This is a genomic window from Erysipelotrichaceae bacterium 66202529 (genome assembly GCA_017161075.1).
Lineage (GTDB): Bacteria > Bacillota_I > Bacilli_A > Erysipelotrichales > Erysipelotrichaceae > Clostridium_AQ.
The window spans coordinates 3,173,702-3,187,581 of sequence record CP046174.1; the positions used below are offsets into that span (position 1 = coordinate 3,173,702).

The following is a 13,880-nucleotide window of genomic DNA, read 5'->3' on the forward strand; positions in this document are numbered from 1 at the left end:
ACTCTTATGACCAATGGATCCATCTGCAGAAAGCGTCAGTTCTCCATCCTTTAGACTCTGCCATTTCACATCATCATCTACTACACTGTCGATGCTCTGAATTTCAGACAGTCTATATTCCAGTGGAAATTCAACCTTTGATACCTTTTCAAGATAGATCTTTACTGAGAGATTGGTTGAACGATTGTTTTCCAGACAGAAGATGTAGCTTCCTTCTGATCCCGGCTGTATGACAGGCACATTCTCACTGTTTATCTTTCCTGTATCAAAGAGATCCAATGCAGTTAATGGTGTTGTCACATTCCATGGACTTGTCCAGCCTGCCCTATTGTTCCCTCTCACGATATAACCTTTTGGTGGAGAAAGTGGATCATCGGGATCTACTGGCGTGTCCGGTTCCGTAGGCTTATCTGGATCAACCGGAGTATCTGGATCTGTTGGTTTGTCTGGATTGACTGGTTTATCAGGATCAGTAGGCTTATCAGGGTCAACCGGAGTATCTGGATCGACTGGCTTGTCTGGGTCTACTGGCGTATCTGGATCTGTTGGCTTATCTGGATCAACCGGAGTATCCGGATCGACTGGCTTGTCTGGATCAACTGGTTTATCGGAATCGGTTGGCGTGTCCGGTTCACTAGGCACGATTGGCTCTACATCACCATCCGGCTTCACATTTGACGGCTTATCCTTTGGTATCTCATGAGTAGTTCCGTCATTACCATTCGTGACTTCATCTCTTTCATCGTTGATTTCTACATCATCCTTAGGGAATACGATTGTTCCATCCTCCTGTATCACTGTTCCATCTTCCAGTTTGACGCCATCTTCAGGAATGCTGATGATCGTATTGTCCGGCTTTACCATGTATGGATAATGCACGATATTATTGTTTTCCAGAACAACGGTTCCTGATGGCAGTACAATCTGTCCATCATCGACTTTTAGCTGTCCATCCTGTGTAAAGACATTTCCTTTATCTGTTACTGCATAGCTGCTTTCCGGTATCAGCAGAAGCTTATCTCCATCGACCTCAACTTTCAGTTCAAGGTAGCGGATCGCTGTTGATAAATGAACAACATATTCCCCATCCTTATTCTTCGTTATATTGAAATTCTGTCCCTTCTGTTTCTGTTCCACAGATATAAGTGCTTTTGCTATGACATTATCATCCTTATCTAGTACAGATAGCGTATGTTCTGCAGGATCGACATCCTTGAACAGAAACCATCCATTCTCATCTGTCTTTGTTTCCTTCACTTCGGAATGCAGCTGCACACGACCGTTCTGATAGACCCTTCCATCAGAATACATAACCTGACCTGATACGTGTATATTACGTTTCTCGACAGGATCGATCGTTATGGTATCGACAGTAGGAAGCTCCTCTGTATGATGATTCAGCATGAGACTGACGCCGACACTGGAAAAAAGTAAAAGCAACAGTAATAAAAGAATCAGTTTTTTATGCCTTTTCCCTTCATCCTGTTGATTGATCTGTTCAGTTGTACTTTGATCTTTCAATTTATCATCCATAATCATTCTCCTGTTCTTTTTCCCTTAGCAAAGCTCACAGAGTATTCTGTGGGTTTTGCTAAAGGGCAGTGCTGGCACAGGACACTGCTCCTTAGATTGTGCCTCATCTTGTTTTGACTTTATGCTGTTGGATCTGTTTCCAATTGTTCTGCAGTCAATTTTACTGTTATCTTTCCACCTGTTGAATTTTTAGTTGAATCTTTTCCATCATCTGTATCCTGTGTATCTTTGCTGGTGTTGCCTGATTCATCGAAAGTCCATCTCCACTCCACTTCAATATTTCCTGTAGGTGAAGTTGTAATATCCGATAGTTTTTTTGATACACTTTCTACTTCCGTATATTCACTTAACGCTGATGGTTTTACCCATTTAGTCCCATTTCCATCCTTGACCTTGATTTCAAGATTGGTTGGCAGTTTAGCAGCTTCTTCAGAAGTGATTTTGACATATGCTGTTACTTTAGTCGAAACCTCTGTTCCAGTAAGGTCAAAATTCAATGTAGACTTACCACTTGTTCCAGGCCCCAGTTTTGTACTTGCTACTGCTGAATTGGATGTTCTTGTTGTCGATAAATCAAAATCAGCAATTTTTGAATCTGATGTACTTCCACTATTGACACCTGCTTTAAAGCTCCATTTAGCTGCAATAGCGGTACCAGTACCTTCAACTTCTGATGTATACTTCGCAAGCGTTCCTCCGGAAATGCATGTCGTTACCAGAGTCAGCGCAAAAGCTGCCATGCCTAATCGCCCGGCTATGCTTTTCTTTCTTTTCATTTCTTCTTTCCTCCATTTTTTCCTTTTATATGTAAACATCATCCAATGTTCTGTGCCAACCTATCAGATGTGTATTACAACGATTTCATATCTTTTATTCTGTTTCTTCTATCTGCTGTTTCTCTGCCTTCAGTTTTGCTAGCTCTGCTTCCAGTCTTTCCTTTTCCTTCAGCTGATCCTGCAGTGCCTCATTCTCTTTCCTGCTGTCTTTTCTTCGCTTAAAGATGTCATACAGGATATAGAGCGCAAATGGGATTCCCAGACATATCAGCATTCCCTGCGTGCTCTGCATGAACATCAGGATATTCCCTAGATTGGGGATACGAAATCCCTTATAGATACCCTGTATCTGTTCCGGATACACTGCCAGTCTATCCTCTACATTGTTGTAGTCTCCCTTTGTCACATAGGCTGTCTTTCCTTCATGATCCGTTACGCTGATGATCCTGTGCGTTGTCGCCTTGCCTGATACCAGATATGTAATCACATCACCTTTCTGCAGGTTCCCTGTATCTTCTGCTTTTTCTATGACGATGACATCTCCTGCATCAAAGGTTGGTTCCATGGAACCTGATAAGACGATCGCAGGCCGATAGCCCATGAAGCCCGGCATATTTTCATTATCCTGAAATCCATTAAAGATGATCACAAGATTGACAACGATGATCGGTATAAATATGATACAAGCTATGATCCCTATCACGCTGGATGGCTTGACTCTTTTCATTTCTTCCTCTCCTTCATTTTCTTTAATTCGATAATACTTTATCCTGCATCCACAGCTTTTCAAACTGCCTGGATTCCATCGGCCTGCCAATCAGAAAGCCCTGTCCGATGTCACAGCCGATCCTGCTAAGGTATTCTAATTGTTCTTCTGTTTCTATGCCTTCGCAGATGACTGTCATGTCGATCTCATGTGCCAGCTCGATTGTCTTTTCTATGATCGAACGGGAACGTTTATTATTTTCAATCCCGTCAAGCAGGCACTTATCTATCTTCAGAATATCTGCTGATACGACACTTAGGAAGTTGAGGGAGGCATACCCTGTTCCAAAGTCATCAATAGCTAATTGAAATCCACGCTTATGCAGATTAGATGCCAGCTTCAGCATTTCGTCCTGCTGTTCTACGAACGCTGATTCTGTCAGTTCAAAGGCAATGTCCTCATGTGGTATGCCATATCTGTCCACTGTTGAACAGAAATCTTCAAGATATGCTTCATTTTCTATGTGCAGTCGGGACTGATTGATGGATATCGGCTTCAGTTCCAGTCCTTCATCCATCCACTTTCTCATCTGCCGGCAGAGCAGTTCCAGCATATGAAAGTCGAAACTGATGATCATACCATATTCTTCAAATACCGGTATGAAGTCATTGGGCGGGATAAGTGTTCCATCCTCTTTCTGCCATCGGCACAGCGCCTCTCCCGAGATGATGCGATGTGTCTGAATATCAAACTGAGGCTGTATGTATAATTTATATTCGTCGTTCTGCATTGCAGGGATTGCCGATTCCAGAAGTTCATTCTTCTGGATCATATTATTCATCATTGCATCATCATAATAGACTGACCGGCTTCCTGTGATGTTCTTGGGAACGCTCTGCTGGGCGATCAGTGCCTTGTCCAGCATGTCGATGACATGCTCATGTCGGATGTCCTGCGGCAGATAGATGCCTGCAACAAAGCAGATGTCCATGTTGATCTTCTTGCTGATACGCTTGTCAATGAGCTTCATGCGTACCTTATTCTCTCGATACGACATTTCATCCTTTGTAAAGAAACGATAGGTCATCGCAAAGATGTCCTTCTCTATCCTTGCGCATGTTTCTCCCTCCCGGCATGTCTTTTTCAGATTCTTCGCAATGTTCTGCAGTACCTTGTCTCCCATGCCATATCCATGAACCCGATTGATATAGCGGAAGTTCTTGATACCAAACTTGATGATGGCATACGAATCATCAGGATATTTCTTGAATATCTTTTCTGTATCACGAATGAAGCCATTCATATTACTGATTCCTGTTAAGGCATCGGTATTGACAGCATTGCTGAGTCTTTCATTCATCTGTGAATAGGCCGACTGCGCTGCCTCAATATTGAAATAGTTATGTTCCTTCAGGTCGGTATCCGCTATCGAATTATGCACATGAATGACCTTCCACAAATTATTATCCTTGTGCCATACAACAGAAAATCGCAGAGGCATCTTCATCACGCAGGAAGCATCCGGCAGGGTCTTAGCAGTCAGTGTTACCATAACGATCCCCAGATTACTGCTGATCTCAATGCCATGAAACCATGCATTCTCTATCAGAAAATATCCGTCATAGATTCTGGATTCCTCCTCAAAAAACATGACCGCTTCTTTCTTGCTGCTGCATATCTCATTGACTCCCGTACCTATCCAGCTGATCTGATCCGATAAATTGTTGTCGCCACATCCTATCACTCCTGCCATCCTCATTGTGTTCATTTTGACAGAGCGTTCTTTCTTTTATAATGCTCTATCACCATTTCATTTGCCTGTTCCTTCGTTATTGGTTTTCCCCTATAGTAAAATTCAATCTCCTGATCCATATTAACCAGATGTGCAACACCGGCACTCCGATACTGCTCATGTGTAAACATATCCGGCAGTCTTGCCACGATCTTTCTTTTCATTGATTTTCCTCCCATTAGCACTGATTCAGCCAATCCCTTACATCGTTATATCGCTCCTGTGACACTGGAATCCTAATTTCGTTCTTCAGCATCAGCTCATAGCGTGCTAAAGACTTCGTATGATAGCGATTGACTAAGTAGCTCTTATGCACCCGCTTGAACATATCTTTGTTTTTTTCATTCAGCTTCTGTTCAAAGTCAAGCAGCGTGATGCGTCCAAAGACATCATTCTTTGCAAGGTGGATGATACAGTTCATATCGAATGCCTCGCAGTACAGGATGTCATGGATATTGATGATATGGTATCGGTTCTTCTGATCCTTAATGGTAATAGATCCATTTTTCTTAATATCACGATTGACCAGCATTTCAAAATATCCCTTTGTATATTTGCCTATCTTATGCGGGAAGATCTCACCCTCCTGCAGATTGTTCATTGGATTGGATACATGGATATGCATGATGAGGAGCTCATCTTTCATCTTTTTCCATACGAAAGTGATCCTCTGCATATCACTGTAGATCTCTCCAGATGTGCATGTTGTATGACCTGTGTGTCTTCCCGTAATGACACATTCATGCGTATCATTGGATACGCACACATAATCAAAGGCGGTTAGTTCAATATCCGGCAGTTCCTTTGATTCCTTTTTGAGGACTTCGGCTATCGTCTGTTTACCAACATAGAATTCCTCTGCACAGGAACCGATCCAGATGCAGCTTCTATGTAAATAGTTGATTGCAAAGTCATCATCCTTTTGATAATGACGAATCATGATCTCCTTAGTCAGTTCTATACAGTGACTGATTTCTTCCTTTTTCATGTTCTCTCTATCTCCCTCTGATTTGAACAACATAATGCGTATTATGTTGTAGACCCTATCCAGACAGATAGAAGATACATAGGAAAAACACAAAAAAGGCATCACGAATGGATGCCGATTGAATAATTATATGACAGAAAGCTTCATCAGGAATCAGTATATGTTTCTTTAACTATACCGTTTTCATAGCTTTTTTGCGCCCTTTTTTTCAGCTTTATCATATTTATATCACATAAAAAGTGATAAAAATTAGGTTTCCCCAAAATATTTTATTGTTTACCAATATCTATTGTTGAGACTGGTACAAAATGGTAAGATATTTTATGTAAAACGGTTACAATTTCATTTTAATAAAATTGTTACTTATATTTTTGATAGAGAAACATACAAAAAACGGCGATTTAAAAGGGCTTTAGCCGATATAAAAGTATTTTACAACATAATACGCATTATGTTGTATTATTATACGGTTAAAGGAATTATCAAATCCATTTTTGATAGGGATTTCTGACATTCTCTACCTGTTATCATAGTATATATTCTTGTAGTCTCGATACTTGCATGTCCCAATATATCCGCCAATCTTACAACATCTTTTTGTAGACGATAAAATGTCAATGCGAATAGATGTCTCAAATTATGTGGGAATACTTTTTTATCATCGACTCTGGCATCACGACATAGTTTTTTCATGGCACTCCAAATATTACTACGATCCATTGGTCTTCCACTCTTTGTGATAAAGACAGCACCTGTTAATATGCTTTCCTGTTTACAATAATCTTTAAGCAATCTCTTTAATTTCTTTGGAATAAATACCGTTCTTGTCTTCCCTTTATTTCGTACAACTGCCTTCCCTTCTTTTACTGCTTCTACCGTTATGTATTTATGTTCTGATACTCTGATACCTGTACCACATATCGTCTGCAGCAACATATATAGACGTTTATCTTTTTTCTTTAAGGCAGTATCCAACAAACGCTTATATTCATCTTTTGTAAGCTCCCTTTCCTCTTCATAAAATACAGTACGTTGTACCTTATGTAATTTTAATTTTAAATTTTTTAGATTTAAATAATCAAGCAGACCGTTTAATGCGACCAACATACTGTTGATACTAGATACCTTATATTCCTCAGACAGACTATTCTTATACGCAACCAGTTTCTCTTTTGTTATAGCTTTATCATTTTCAGGCAGATACTCATAAAAGTGCATGATATCCCTCATATATTTTTCAATCGTTGCTTTACTTCTTTCTTCCCCATATAAATATGTTTTGAATTCCCCTATCATTTTCATATTTAATACCGTCTTCTTCATTCAATCCAGCTCCTTTGATGTTTTAATCCAATCATATCATTTTGTTATATTAGAATCACTGGCAATAATTGGTATTTATATAGTGAAATTCAATTTTATTCGATAAATACTGCAATATATTATTTAAAAAAATGCTCCTTAAAGCATTTTCTTAAATAATTCTTTTTTATTTTCATATCCTTCTCTTGTCTTCATACGCAACTCAGACATAGTTTTGACATAAACGTTTCTTTCATGGATACTTTTAAAAAAATTGACTGCTGTGCAAAACCATTTTCAAAGTCATACGGTGCTGAATAATTGATAATGTCTAGGCACAGATTTGAAAGTTCTTCAATTTGCTGTTTCTGCTCATCCGCAGCATTATCCAACAACTGACTTACCAGATCTTCCATCTTTCTCAAATTGTTTTTATACTCTATGGAATCAAGACATCGTGAATGATCTCCCAGTTTGCATCCTTCATAAAACATATACAACAGATTTTCATTTTCCATAAAGGCCTCCAAAAAATTCATACAGAGAAGTGTCTAAAGCTCTAATGATATGATACAAACTCAAAAGTGACGGATTCTGTACTCCATTTTCAATGATGCATATAAAATTCTTATGGACTCCGGCCATGTTAGTCAGTTCATTCTGCATCAGCTTCTTTTCAACTCTTAATCGATTTATTCTCTCCCCCAGTTCTCTTAAAAGTTCCTTATCTTCTTTGTCATATGGAATTGGTCTTATCCTTGTTGATTTATTTGATTCCATTCACTTCGCCTCCTCATCATCATTATGTCGTACTGTACGCTATCTGTCAGCGTACAAAATAAAAACTTTCCATATCAGTACCAGAAAGTTTTCTAATTTGTTTTTGTATTTAATTTGATTCCTGACTTCTCTTCAATCGATTCTATATATGTATCCAGATCAATGTATCCTTTTGTCAGGTTTTCAACCTTTTCTGTTAAAAGTCCCAGAATATATTCCATCTCATCTTTTGATAACTTAGAATCATCCATCAAGACAATATCACATAATACATCAACAAGCGATGCTACATATATGCTGCTTACAGTTTCAGTGATCTTTTGTTCTCTTAATTTTCTAAGCTGTTCTTCTCTTCTGCTCATATGCTACCTCCCTGTTTTCTAATATTATTACATTATCTGATCATTATTTCAAATCACGCAATATCCAAATTTAGAAAAGAAATATGATAATAACTGCATATGTTCAAATTTGAACATGGAAACATAAAAAAAAGCAAATGTCCTTATGAATGGACAAATTGCTCTTCTGATAATAATTCAGGAAATTGATGATAGACCTTTTCCAACAGATCCATTATATATGTGTTAGGATCTTCTTTCACCTGTATATGATGTTCCTTAAACCAATTTGGGAGAAGCTGCTGTGTGAACTCTAATGACTGAGTGATGATGATATCATCATATCCTTTAGATTCTTCCTTAGAGCCGCTATTCCTGATATCCTGTTCACGTTTATCCTGTACCTTTTCCAGTTCAGAAATTTCTATCTTCTCCACATGTTCATTCATAGCAGCCTTTTTTATTTCTTTTGCTGATTTGATACTGATATTACCTGAATATTCTTTCAGACAGTTGTAAACTTTTAACTGTTGTACATCATCTAGGGAAGCAAAAATCAGCGCTACAGATACCTTTAATATTCCCAAATCCAAGCAGTCCAACAGCTCTGGTATAAGCTTGCTGAGAGTCAGATATCTTTGCATCTTGGAATCTGTCATTTCATACATATCTGCAAGATATGTTCGAACAACATTTCCTGCCATGTCATCTTTACAATTCTTCTTTTCCTGCAGTAAGACATCATATTCCATCTTGAATGCTCTTGCTAGTTCAGATAGACTATAATCTCGTGTTCCTCGCTGAAAGAAGTTTGTAAAGTTGATGATTTCAACTTGCTGGATCTCTGTAAGGCCCCTCTTCACAATAGCTGATATTGTCCTTTTATTCGCTATTTTGCATCCCTCTACTCTGTTGAAATAGCTCTCCATCGTGCTCATATGTGATGACAGGCTGTAGGATTCCTACTGTATTGATGCTTTCGGCCATTTTCTGCATTTTGATATCACTATAAAGTTTAAAGCCATGTCCTGGATATGGTTTTAACTCAGATATCTGCACTTCATTCAACTCTGTATCTGATATGATTGGTGCGCCATCATCTCCAAAAATACTGTCAAGATCACGCGGACGCCTTACCATATTACAGAACCTCCTTTATGACTTCCAGAGCAAGCTCCTGAAATGCTAAAGATGCTTTATCTTTACTTCTGTGCTGTAATACGCTTTTCCCCTTTGATGTTGCTTTAGCCACACAGGCACGACATGGAATCACAGTATCAAATACATGTACGTATTTCTGATAGGACTGTCTGATATCAGCTTCATAATCTCGATGATCACTCCAGCCAAAGTTCATCTTATTGATAACGACACCCAGTATTTTCAGGTCTTTATTTGTCTTTTGCTTTGCTATCTGAGCGATTTCAATAGCATCAATCACACCATCAGAACTATATAGGGATGGCTCTGATACGATCAGAATTTGTATTGCTGCTGTATATGCCTGAACATTTTCAGATCCAGCAGTTGGTGGACAATCAATAAGAATAAAGTCATATGTTTTTTTGATACCTTCAAGTATATTCCGATAGACTGTGTTTCTATCAGACCTTTTATCAAACTCTTTCATGTAGTTATACAATGCACGATTACCGGCTATGATATCTACATATCTTGTATGTGTAATGTATTTTTGCACTTGAATTTTCTTATCATTAAGAATATTTTTGAGCAGCATACCCAGATCTTTATTTTCAACAATTTTAGGATTTTTGATAAGTCCACTTGTCATATTGATCTGTTTATCACCATCTACGCATAGAACCTTATAGCCCAGCTTACATAAAGCAACGCCAAGATTGATTGTAAGAGTGGTTTTACCAGTACCCCCTTTCTGGTTTGTAACAGCAATAACTTCACCTAAAAACCCATTTTTTTGAATATCGTTTTTCATTTTCATCACCTCTTAACATCATTATGTCGTGCTTTTAGATGAATGTCAGCGGCTTATCGTAAATTTCATGTTCAAATTTGAACATGAGAAAATAGAGGCTTTACACCTTAACATTTCACCAAAAAGATGATTCAATCATGTTTAAATTTGCAAACAATCTTTATGTCTATACACCACACCTAGGTTACGTGTATGGTTATAGCTTTGTACACTAGATTTTTGTCTTTTTTCCAAGACTATAAAAAAACATGACATATTGTGATAAAAACGGTGTTTTTAACGATATTAAAATAAGCATAAAAATCAAAAAAGCCTTTATTTATAAGGCTTTTTAAAATTATTTTCTACATAGCAATACTATTGACTCCACATGTGGAGTATGTGGAAACATATCAATCGGCTGAATTTTCTCCACATTGTATCGTGAACCTAAAACAGCCAGATTTTTTCCAAGCGTTGCCGGATTACATGACACATACACGATATTTTTGATTTTGCTTCTCAAAATACAATCCAGCATAGCATCGTCCAGTCCACTCCTTGGCGGATCCACAACCAGGACATCAATCGCACGCTTTTTTGACAAATATGTCAGCTTACTTGCCGCATCATCACACAGAAAGGAAACATGCCCACAGCCGTTCAGCTTTGCATTCTGGTTCGCATTCACAACTGCGTCCTTAATACTCTCAATTCCGATAATCTCCTTCGCCTTATCCTTCAGATATAAAGAAATCGCCCCGATTCCGCTATAAGCCTCCACAATCAGCTCATTGCCTTCCTTCACCATGGACGCAATCGTACGATACAGCTGTACCGCCTGCGCACTGTTAAGCTGAAAAAATGATCGCGGTGAAATCTGAAGCTGTAACCCGTCAAATGTCAGAGCCAGACTGGTATCTCCAGCCAGATGGATCATTTTATTCCCGAAAACCTCCGGAGTCTTTTTAACTGTATGTATACTCTGCCACAGACTGCAAACCCCTTTTATCCGCATCAAATCTGCTATCAGGGACTCATTCAGCTCATCATTCCCGGTCACGATCGTACACTGATACCGTCCTTCAAATCCACGGACTACCAGATTGCGGATACCTTTTTTATCATGCGGCTGATAAGATTCACAGCCATGTGCATTCAAAACACGCATGATATCCATACGGATACGCTCCAAGCCATCCTCATGTATCCAGCATCTCTTAACATCAATAAAATAATTGGAATTCGGCATGAACAAACCACTAACCAGCCGTCCTTCCTCCATAGCACAAGGCAGCTTGAACTGATTGCGATATCCGAAGACTTGCTCGCTTGCTTTCACCTTTGCGACCTTTCTTGGATCGATTTGCGCATATTTAATCAGAGATTGCTTCAACAGATCCTGCTTGTATTCCAGCTGTGCCGGATAACGGGCAATCATCAGCGGACAGGCTCCGCAGGTATTTTGAATAAAGCACTTTGGACGGATGCGGTTCTTACTGCTTTTCACCACACGCAATAGCTCAGCAGTCGCATAACGCTTTTGCTTATCGACAATACGGATTTCCACTTCCTCACCAATCAGTGCCTGCGGTACAAATACCGGCATACGGTCAATATACCCGATTCCTTCCCCGTTGATTCCTGTTTTCTTAATCGTTACTTTCATATAATTCTTCCTCTTTCTTTTAAAAACGCTTGCGTATCCGCTTCGTCAGCTCACTGCATAATAGAAAAAACCGTTCATTTTTTAACGGTAATGCTTCCTCCCTGCCATAATCCTCCTCACAGATCAGATTCAAACAGAATCCTAGATAAATGATGCAGGAGATTAGATAGATGGCCAACAGCAGAGTGACCAGAGATGCAAGAGGGCCGTAAACATCCTTATAGGATGTAAAGTGACTGACGATAGTTACAAATAAGGCAGCCAATCCCAGTATGCAGATGGTGGAAAACATCGCCCCGATGATTCCAAATGACCAGTTGCGCTTACGAAAGCTCAACGCCCGGTACATCATCGTAAACAACAGCAGCATAATTACCGCAGAAACAATCGGCAGGAATTCATTCAGTCTGGTTGCGATGAATATGGACAGCACCAGCAGTAAAACAAGCGATACAAACAAAACAACCGACTTAATGCGTATCGACCATTTCGGTACCTCAACGCTTTCATGAGACGCACTGATCAGGAGAAAGGAAAAGATGCTTCTGCTTGCCAGATAAAAGGATACACACATCGTCACAATAAAGGAGGTGATGTTATAATTCTGATTGGCAAAAAACTGAAACACCTGATCCAGACCATCCATGCTCATATCCGGCATGAAGCTAATCAGAAACTTCATAATGATATCCATTGGCAGATAAGCAAACCGAAACAGCATCGCTATCAGCAGCAGGCTGGGGGCAAGTGCCAGCAGCAAAGAAAAAGAAAGGGAGTATTTAAACAAGCTTCCTTCAAATGATGTAAATTCTCGGTACAGATCCATCAACCACTTCATACCTTCACCTGCCTTGCTTCGTTAACTGCTCTACTATACCATAAATGCCTGTATTATGCATCTATCTTCTGCATATAGTTTACCACCTTTTCACTGTCTGAACCAAGAACAAAGTAATAATACTGTCCAATTCTGCCTTCTTTTGCCTGATATAGCAGACTGTCAGCCTCCTCCACATAGGAACCCCACTGCTTTTTTAATGCTTCCTTACGGCTTTCAATTGCCTTTTTGACATAGCTCTCATTCTTTTTCTCCACCTTGAAAATCGCAATTTCGCCAAGCTGTGCCTGTACCGCAGCTGTTTTTACCATACAATCCGCTATCTTTGTCATATCCAAATGATATAGAGTCTCCACCTCCCGGTCACTCAACGCACGATCATTCAGCAAAGGAATGGAAAAGCTCCCTTTATCAATCTGTTCGTTAATATCTGAAAACACCCTGGAAAGCTCCTTATCCCCCTGTTCAAAGGTACCGTAATCCTTTCCGCAGCCACTCATAAGGCATAGAAGCAGCCCTATCATTATCAGTTTTTTCATTATAAAAGACCTCCTTTTCTACTTTATGGAAAAAGAGGCACATTCATTCCTTTCCTTGATAAAATCACAAACAAATCAGTGTAATACACGCAGTGGATAATATAATCAACCGCAAGGACATCTCGTAATGAGGGGGCTTATTCAGAAACGCAGTTATGTATTTTTGTATGCAGACAAGGAATACCTTAACGTAGGAATGACTCCGTATATAAGTATCAACCGTTCAGAATGCAGGCAAGAACAATTCAGAATAGGTAATTTTTGTTCAAAAAAAGCTGAATTGCTTCAGCTTAATCGTTCTGTGCCCATTCTGGTACTTCATTTCCTCTGCGAATCAAAACCGCCTTTTGAAATTCCGTCTGATTCAGAAATTCCAAAATATCATTTTCATCTTCCTCTGTACAGCCAACCAGTAATTTAACCTCACAGTCCTTTTTCAGGATATCCGCACTGATCACAACGGATTGTACCAGATTACTTTTTTCACTACCCTTAAAGACATCAATCGGTGCCTGATCGGAGCCGGTCGTGTCATTCAGATATCCGTAATCCACCGGATATACCAGATTGCTGTATTTGTAATGACAGGTATTTCTAGGTCTGTCAATTACGAGCTTGCTCGATAAAAACAAAGTATCCAGCTTCTGCCAGAAAAATGCATTGTTCTCAAAAGAATTCATTAT

The 13,880-nt window shown here is 39.3% G+C and carries 16 protein-coding genes and 1 pseudogene; 1 reads left to right on the top strand and 16 read right to left on the bottom strand.

From position 1 onward, the window contains the following. The first annotated feature begins 388 nt into the window (after positions 1-388). Positions 389-703 (top strand): hypothetical protein, encoded by a 315-nt coding sequence (locus GKZ87_15000; GenBank protein ID QSI27984.1) that lies wholly within the window; start codon positions 389-391, stop codon positions 701-703. Positions 704-1,652: 949 nt separating this feature from the next. Here the strand turns inward: GKZ87_15000 and GKZ87_15005 are convergent. The 16 genes and pseudogenes from GKZ87_15005 to GKZ87_15080 form a co-directional block, all read right to left on the bottom strand. After that, entirely contained in the window at positions 1,653-2,309 is a 657-nt protein-coding gene (locus GKZ87_15005) for a hypothetical protein (GenBank protein ID QSI26696.1), read from the bottom strand. A gap of 94 nt (positions 2,310-2,403) precedes the next feature. After that, the gene (locus GKZ87_15010) at positions 2,404-3,036 is read right to left on the bottom strand and encodes a signal peptidase I (GenBank protein ID QSI26697.1); all 633 of its coding nucleotides are present in this window, start codon (positions 3,034-3,036) and stop codon (positions 2,404-2,406) included. Positions 3,037-3,058: 22 nt separating this feature from the next. Further along, positions 3,059-4,783: an EAL domain-containing protein gene (locus GKZ87_15015; protein QSI26698.1), complete on the bottom strand. Its 1,725-nt coding sequence runs from the start codon at positions 4,781-4,783 to the stop codon at positions 3,059-3,061. After that, a complete protein-coding gene (locus GKZ87_15020) occupies positions 4,780-4,971 on the bottom strand; it encodes a hypothetical protein (protein QSI26699.1) in 192 nt (63 codons plus the stop codon). The genes GKZ87_15015 and GKZ87_15020 overlap by 4 nt, the downstream gene beginning before the upstream one ends. Before the next feature lie 14 nt (positions 4,972-4,985). Further along, positions 4,986-5,795, bottom strand: coding sequence for a regulator (locus GKZ87_15025; GenBank protein ID QSI26700.1), 810 nt, complete (start codon positions 5,793-5,795; stop codon positions 4,986-4,988). A gap of 462 nt (positions 5,796-6,257) precedes the next feature. Next, positions 6,258-7,118: a tyrosine-type recombinase/integrase gene (locus GKZ87_15030; GenBank protein ID QSI26701.1), complete on the bottom strand. Its 861-nt coding sequence runs from the start codon at positions 7,116-7,118 to the stop codon at positions 6,258-6,260. Between the two features lie 191 nt (positions 7,119-7,309). Further along, positions 7,310-7,615, bottom strand: a complete 306-nt coding sequence (locus GKZ87_15035) for a hypothetical protein (GenBank protein QSI26702.1) — start codon at positions 7,613-7,615, stop codon at positions 7,310-7,312. Next, positions 7,605-7,877 (bottom strand): helix-turn-helix domain-containing protein, encoded by a 273-nt coding sequence (locus GKZ87_15040; GenBank protein QSI26703.1) that lies wholly within the window; start codon positions 7,875-7,877, stop codon positions 7,605-7,607. The genes GKZ87_15035 and GKZ87_15040 overlap by 11 nt, the downstream gene beginning before the upstream one ends. A gap of 92 nt (positions 7,878-7,969) precedes the next feature. After that, a complete protein-coding gene (locus GKZ87_15045; protein QSI26704.1) occupies positions 7,970-8,239 on the bottom strand; it encodes a hypothetical protein in 270 nt (89 codons plus the stop codon). Positions 8,240-8,382: 143 nt separating this feature from the next. Next, positions 8,383-8,922, bottom strand: coding sequence for a hypothetical protein (locus GKZ87_15050; protein ID QSI26705.1), 540 nt, complete (start codon positions 8,920-8,922; stop codon positions 8,383-8,385). A gap of 250 nt (positions 8,923-9,172) precedes the next feature. Then, positions 9,173-9,358, bottom strand: a pseudogene (locus tag GKZ87_15055) (hypothetical protein). A gap of 1 nt (position 9,359) precedes the next feature. Next, a complete protein-coding gene (locus tag GKZ87_15060) occupies positions 9,360-10,178 on the bottom strand; it encodes an AAA family ATPase (GenBank protein ID QSI26706.1) in 819 nt (272 codons plus the stop codon). Between the two features lie 331 nt (positions 10,179-10,509). Then, positions 10,510-11,820: a 23S rRNA (uracil(1939)-C(5))-methyltransferase RlmD gene (gene rlmD / locus GKZ87_15065; protein ID QSI26707.1), complete on the bottom strand. Its 1,311-nt coding sequence runs from the start codon at positions 11,818-11,820 to the stop codon at positions 10,510-10,512. A 19-nt stretch (positions 11,821-11,839) separates the two neighbouring features. After that, positions 11,840-12,658: a hypothetical protein gene (locus GKZ87_15070; protein ID QSI26708.1), complete on the bottom strand. Its 819-nt coding sequence runs from the start codon at positions 12,656-12,658 to the stop codon at positions 11,840-11,842. Between the two features lie 53 nt (positions 12,659-12,711). Further along, positions 12,712-13,197 carry a DUF4358 domain-containing protein gene (locus GKZ87_15075; GenBank protein QSI26709.1) on the bottom strand — a complete coding sequence of 162 codons (486 nt, stop codon included), beginning with the start codon at positions 13,195-13,197 and terminating at the stop codon, positions 12,712-12,714. Between the two features lie 290 nt (positions 13,198-13,487). Next, positions 13,488-13,877 (bottom strand): Inorganic pyrophosphatase, encoded by a 390-nt coding sequence (locus tag GKZ87_15080; protein ID QSI26710.1) that lies wholly within the window; start codon positions 13,875-13,877, stop codon positions 13,488-13,490. Positions 13,878-13,880: the final 3 nt, after the last annotated feature.

Excerpts from the sequence above, each read along its gene's own strand:
- GKZ87_15020 (QSI26699.1), bottom strand. The coding sequence starts at position 4,971 with ATGAAAAGAAAGATCGTGGCAAGACTGCCGGATATGTTTACACATGAG.
- rlmD (QSI26707.1), bottom strand. The coding sequence starts at position 11,820 with ATGAAAGTAACGATTAAGAAAACAGGAATCAACGGGGAAGGAATCGGG.
- GKZ87_15035 (QSI26702.1), bottom strand. The coding sequence starts at position 7,615 with ATGGAAAATGAAAATCTGTTGTATATGTTTTATGAAGGATGCAAACTG.
- GKZ87_15080 (QSI26710.1), bottom strand. The coding sequence starts at position 13,877 with ATGAATTCTTTTGAGAACAATGCATTTTTCTGGCAGAAGCTGGATACT.
- GKZ87_15070 (QSI26708.1), bottom strand. The coding sequence starts at position 12,658 with ATGAAGTGGTTGATGGATCTGTACCGAGAATTTACATCATTTGAAGGA.
- GKZ87_15040 (QSI26703.1), bottom strand. The coding sequence starts at position 7,877 with ATGGAATCAAATAAATCAACAAGGATAAGACCAATTCCATATGACAAA.
- GKZ87_15045 (QSI26704.1), bottom strand. The coding sequence starts at position 8,239 with ATGAGCAGAAGAGAAGAACAGCTTAGAAAATTAAGAGAACAAAAGATC.
- GKZ87_15025 (QSI26700.1), bottom strand. The coding sequence starts at position 5,795 with ATGAAAAAGGAAGAAATCAGTCACTGTATAGAACTGACTAAGGAGATC.
- GKZ87_15015 (QSI26698.1), bottom strand. The coding sequence starts at position 4,783 with ATGAACACAATGAGGATGGCAGGAGTGATAGGATGTGGCGACAACAAT.
- GKZ87_15050 (QSI26705.1), bottom strand. The coding sequence starts at position 8,922 with ATGGCAGGAAATGTTGTTCGAACATATCTTGCAGATATGTATGAAATG.
- GKZ87_15060 (QSI26706.1), bottom strand. The coding sequence starts at position 10,178 with ATGAAAATGAAAAACGATATTCAAAAAAATGGGTTTTTAGGTGAAGTT.
- GKZ87_15030 (QSI26701.1), bottom strand. The coding sequence starts at position 7,118 with ATGAAGAAGACGGTATTAAATATGAAAATGATAGGGGAATTCAAAACA.
- GKZ87_15010 (QSI26697.1), bottom strand. The coding sequence starts at position 3,036 with ATGAAAAGAGTCAAGCCATCCAGCGTGATAGGGATCATAGCTTGTATC.
- GKZ87_15005 (QSI26696.1), bottom strand. The coding sequence starts at position 2,309 with ATGAAAAGAAAGAAAAGCATAGCCGGGCGATTAGGCATGGCAGCTTTT.
- GKZ87_15075 (QSI26709.1), bottom strand. The coding sequence starts at position 13,197 with ATGAAAAAACTGATAATGATAGGGCTGCTTCTATGCCTTATGAGTGGC.